Raw genomic sequence first — 4846 nt, forward strand, 5'->3', positions numbered from 1 at the left:
ACGCTATCCGACTCACGTCTCCGGCAGCGCGAAGACCTCGCATGGCGCGGCAATGCCGCGCAGCGAATGCGATCCCAGCGCAACGAGAGCCATGTCCGTCTCCGCGGCGAGCGCGCCCGACACCAGCACGGTCTCACGAAGCGGCTTGCACAATCCCTCGAGCCGGCTGGCGAGATTGACGGCGGGACCGATCGCCGTGAAATCGAGCCGGTTGGCGGCGCCGATATTGCCCCACAGCATCTCGCCGAGATGGAGCGCGGCGCCAAACGCGAGCGGCGGCAGGCCCTGGTTGCGGCGCTCATTGTTGAGATGGGCCATCCCGGCCCTGGCCGCGCTGGCGGCGCGCAAGGCCGCATCGCAGGCGCGGCGCGGTGATGCCTCGACTACCGGAAAAATCGCGAGCACGCCGTCGCCGATGAATTTCAGCACCTCGCCGCCAAAGGCGTGGACGGCACCGGCGATGCGGTCGAACCAGGCGTCGAGCGCCGCGATGACCTGGGCCGGCGGTGTGGTTTCCGACAGGATCGTGAAGTCGCGCAGGTCCGCATAGAGCAGCGCGGCCTGAATGGTTTCGCCGAGGTCGCGCCGCAGCGGTGCCGCCAGCACCCGCGCGGCGCTGCGCTTGCCAAGATAGGCATCCAGCGTCGCCCGCAACGTGTCGCGCGCAGCGAGCACGGCAAGGGGCGTCGCGGCAAAACGCGCGGCCTGGCGCAGTTGCTCGATTTCATCCGCGGTGAACGGACGCGGTCCGATCCAGCCGAGCAATGGCCCATCGGACCGCCCGACGACATCTTCGTGCACGGCACCGTCCGCAATGCCGCGGAGCCAGCGGCGACCGGCATCGTTGGGCGGGTCGGGTGCCAATCCGCCCGGTGCAAAGCCGAGCGCTTCGATCACCGTGCCGTTCTCGGCTCGCCACAGCCAGGTCCGCTTCGCGATCAGCGGGTGTGGCACCTCCAGCGTCAGGCTGCCTGCCGCAAGCGGCACGCCGTCGGCGACCAGGTGCGCGCCGAGTTCCGCAAGCAGGCGGTCGGCTCCGGGACTATCGGAGGCGGCGTCGACGAGCCAGGCGAGGGTCGGAGCGAGGTGCATGGCCCGATCATGGCGAAGGCAGGCCGTCTTTGTCACGAGGCAATCCTTGACGTACCGCTCGGCCGCCGCCATGTCCCAATGTCAGCCCCAGGGATGATCGCCGATGACCGAACCGTTCGTAGTGCGACGCGAGACCCAGATCGCAGCCCCACGTGCCACCGTCTTCGCCTATTTGACCGATCCCGAGAAGATTTTGAGCTGGATGGGCTCCGACGCGACCACGGAGCTGCATCCCGGCGGGCTCTATCTGCTCAAGGGCGTCGGCCCGCGCGGCGGCTCAGCCCGCGGCGCCTTCCGCGAGGTCGTGCCGGTGCATCGTCTGGCCTACACGTTTGGCTGGGAGGGCGGCCAGGAAGTGCCGCCCGGCTCGAGCCTGATCGAGATCGACCTGATCGAGCGCGACGGCGGCACGCTGCTGCGCATGACCCATAGCGGGCTGCCGACCGACGAACAGGCCGCCGCACACGCGAAGGGTTGGGCGCACTATCTGGAGCGACTCACCGCCGCAGCCGCAGGCAACGATCCCGGTCCCGACAAGGGTGTTTCAGACAAGATGTAGCGACGGGCGGCTTAGACCGCCGCGGTCGCGACCACCTGCGCCAGAAGCTGCTCGCGCCTTGCCTGCGAGCGCTGGCCCTTCATGGTCGCGGCGAAACGCTCGAGGATGCCGTCCTCGAAGGCGGTGACGATGGTGTCGTGGACATAGCTCTTGCGGCAGATCGCCGGCGTGTTGGAGAGCTTGTCGGCCGCGGCACGGATCGCGTCCAGCACCTGCTTCTTGCGGCCGCGCTGGCTGGTCGCCGGCGTGATCCGCGACAGCGATTCCACCACAACGGCTGAGGCCATCAGCGTGCGAAAATCCTTCAGCGAAATCTTGATGCCGGCGATCTCGCGCAAGAACGCGTTCACCTGCGTGGTGTTGACCGCGCGCACGATGCCGTAGGCATCGCGATACTGGAACATGCGCTTGCCGGGAACGCCGCGCAGGATGCCGATGGCGCGCACCAGCTTGGCCGCGTCGCATTCCTTGCGCACTGCCTTGCCGCCCTTCGCCTTGAAGGTCAGCACGAAGCAATCGTCTTCCAGCGTCACGTTCGACTTCAGCAGCGTGGTGGCGCCGCGGGTGCCGTTGAGGCGGGCATAGGATTCGTTGCCGGGACGGATCGCGGTGCGCGCGATCAATTCGATCACCGCCGAGAGCGCGAACTCGCGCGTCGGCTCGTCGCCCGACAGGAACGCCGAGACCTTGCGCCGGATCTTTGGCAACGCGCCGACGAGCTTCTCCAGGCGATGCGCCTTGCGGTGCTCGCGGACCTTCTCCCAGTCGGCGTGATAGCGATATTGCAGCCGGCCCGCGGCATCGCGTCCCACGGCCTGGAGATGCGTGCTCGGATCGGCCGAGTAGCGCACCTCGCGATAGGCCGGCGGCACCGCCATGGCGTGCAGCCGGCGGATGGTGCGGGCGTCGCGGATATGAGCGCCGTTGGGGCGGACGAAGGAATAGCCCTTGCCGCGCTTGATGCGGCGGATGGTCAGCTCGTTCTGGTCGCCGAGCCGCAGGCCATGCTCCCTGGCGAGCGCCTCGACTGTCGCCGCGGGCGCCGCGTCGAAGACCTTTTTCGGGCTGAGGCGCGCTGATGCGGCCGGTTTCGGCCATTGTCCGAGGGCTTTGGCCAGCGCAATAGCGGAAGGATCGGCGGAAGCGGGCCGCATCGTCCCGAGATTCTGCTGATCCATCATAGTGTTACGCCTTAGCCCTGCCTGTTACCGGTCAATGCGGCTGTTCTGATGTTTGTTCCAAGGGGTCTCTTTGGACCCGGGTTGGCCATTTAGGGTGTTCCGAACCGTATTGCGAGTCCCGAATCAGTGAGAGACGGTTTCTAAATACCTCCGAACGCTGCATGGGGGCTCTGCGCCGGTCCGTTCCGGAGATTTCGGTAAAGAGCCGAAAGGCGCCTCATGGCCTGTTTCAGATTTGCGACAGCCGGCCTGCGCAGCTTGATCCTCCGCATGGTCGGCCGCTCGCCGAAGGTCCAGCTTKTGCACCTTGTCGGGTCCGGTTAGCCCGACGCATAATCGGTTCAACGATCAAGTCGGCTCGCCGGTCGCTTGTGTTCGGCTTGCCGCATCTGGAGGGAAACAATGTCCGAGAAGATTTACGACGTCCCGGCGGAGTGGGCGAAGCGCGCCTGGGTCGACCAGGCCAAGTACAAGGAAATGTACGCCCGCTCGATCTCGGACCCGAACGGTTTCTGGGCCGAACAGGCCAAGCGCATCGACTGGATGAAGGCGCCGACGAAAATCGAGAACGTCTCCTTCGCGCCGGGCAACGTCTCGATCAAATGGTTCGAGGACGGCGTCCTCAACGTCGCCCATAACTGCATCGACCGGCATCTGCACAAGCGCGCCAACCAGACCGCGATCATCTGGGAAGGCGACGATCCCTCGCAGTCGAAACACATCACCTACAAGGAGCTGCACGACGAGGTCTGCCGGATGGCCAACATCCTGCGCACCCGCAACGTCAAGAAGGGCGATCGCGTCACCATCTACCTGCCGATGATCCCGGAAGCGGCCTATGCGATGCTGGCCTGCGCGCGGATCGGCGCGATCCACTCCGTGGTGTTCGCGGGCTTCTCGCCCGACAGCCTCGCCCAGCGCATCAACGACTGCCAGTCCAAGGTGATCATCACCGCCGACGAAGGCCTGCGCGGCGGCAAGAAGGTGCCGCTGAAGGCCAATGTCGATGCGGCGCTCGCCAAGGCCGACGGCGTCGACTGGGTCGTCGTCGTCAAGCGCACCGGTGGCAGTGTCGAGATGAATCCGTCGCGCGACCTCTGGTACCACGACGCGGCCAAGATGGTGACGACCGAGTGCCCGGTCGAGCACATGCACGCCGAGGATCCGCTGTTCATCCTCTACACCTCAGGCTCGACCGGCCAGCCCAAGGGCGTGCTGCACACCTCGGGCGGCTATCTCGTCTTCGCCTCGATGACGCATCAATACGTCTTCGACTATCACGACGGCGACATCTACTGGTGCACCGCCGACGTCGGCTGGGTCACGGGCCACAGCTACATTCTCTACGGGCCGCTCGCCAACGGCGCGACCACGCTGATGTTCGAGGGCGTGCCTAATTATCCGGACAATTCGCGATTCTGGAACGTCATCGACAAGCACAAGGTCAACATCTTCTACACCGCGCCGACGGCAATCCGCGCCCTCATGCAGAGCGGCGACGAGCCGGTGAAGAAGACCTCGCGCGCCTCGCTCCGCCTGCTCGGCTCGGTCGGCGAACCGATCAATCCCGAAGCCTGGGAGTGGTACTACCGCGTCGTCGGCGACGACCGCTGCCCGATCGTCGACACCTGGTGGCAGACCGAGACCGGCGGCATCCTGATCACGCCGCTGCCGGGTGCGACCAGGCTGAAGCCGGGCTCGGCGACGCAGCCGTTCTTCGGCGTAGCACCTGAAATCGTCGACGCCGACGGCAAGGTGCTGGACGGCGAGACATCAGGCAATCTATGCCTGACGCGGTCGTGGCCGGGCCAGATGCGCACGGTCTATGGCGACCACGCCCGGTTCGAGCAGACCTATTTCTCGACCTACAAGGGCAAGTACTTCACCGGCGACGGCTGCCGGCGCGACGCCGACGGCTATTACTGGATCACCGGCCGCGTCGACGACGTCATCAACGTCTCCGGCCACCGCATGGGCACCGCGGAGGTCGAGAGCGCACTGGTCGCGCATGAGA

4 protein-coding genes are annotated in these 4846 nt (G+C 66.1%); 2 read left to right on the forward strand and 2 right to left on the reverse strand.

Translation table 11 applies throughout. From position 1 onward, the window contains the following. Positions 1 to 12: 12 nt before the first annotated feature. Positions 13 to 1092, reverse strand: a complete 1080-nt coding sequence (locus tag AC1D00_RS26875) for an adenylate/guanylate cyclase domain-containing protein (RefSeq protein WP_477012735.1) — start codon at positions 1090 to 1092, stop codon at positions 13 to 15. A 103-nt stretch (positions 1093 to 1195) separates the two neighbouring features. Here AC1D00_RS26875 and AC1D00_RS26880 point away from each other — a divergent pair, with 103 nt between their 5' ends. Continuing rightward, complete coding sequence (locus tag AC1D00_RS26880) at positions 1196 to 1651, forward strand: SRPBCC family protein (protein WP_477012736.1); 456 nt, start codon at positions 1196 to 1198, stop codon at positions 1649 to 1651. Positions 1652 to 1662: 11 nt separating this feature from the next. On the opposite strand, the gene AC1D00_RS26885 is transcribed toward AC1D00_RS26880, so the two are convergent. Then, positions 1663 to 2832: a DNA topoisomerase IB gene (locus AC1D00_RS26885; protein ID WP_135178591.1), complete on the reverse strand. Its 1170-nt coding sequence runs from the start codon at positions 2830 to 2832 to the stop codon at positions 1663 to 1665. A gap of 402 nt (positions 2833 to 3234) precedes the next feature. Here AC1D00_RS26885 and acs point away from each other — a divergent pair. Then, positions 3235 to 4846 (forward strand): acetate--CoA ligase (acs, locus tag AC1D00_RS26890; RefSeq protein WP_477012737.1); only part of this gene is annotated, 1612 nt, incomplete at its 3' end.

The sequence above is a fragment of the Bradyrhizobium sp. P2_E8 genome (assembly GCF_056403875.1).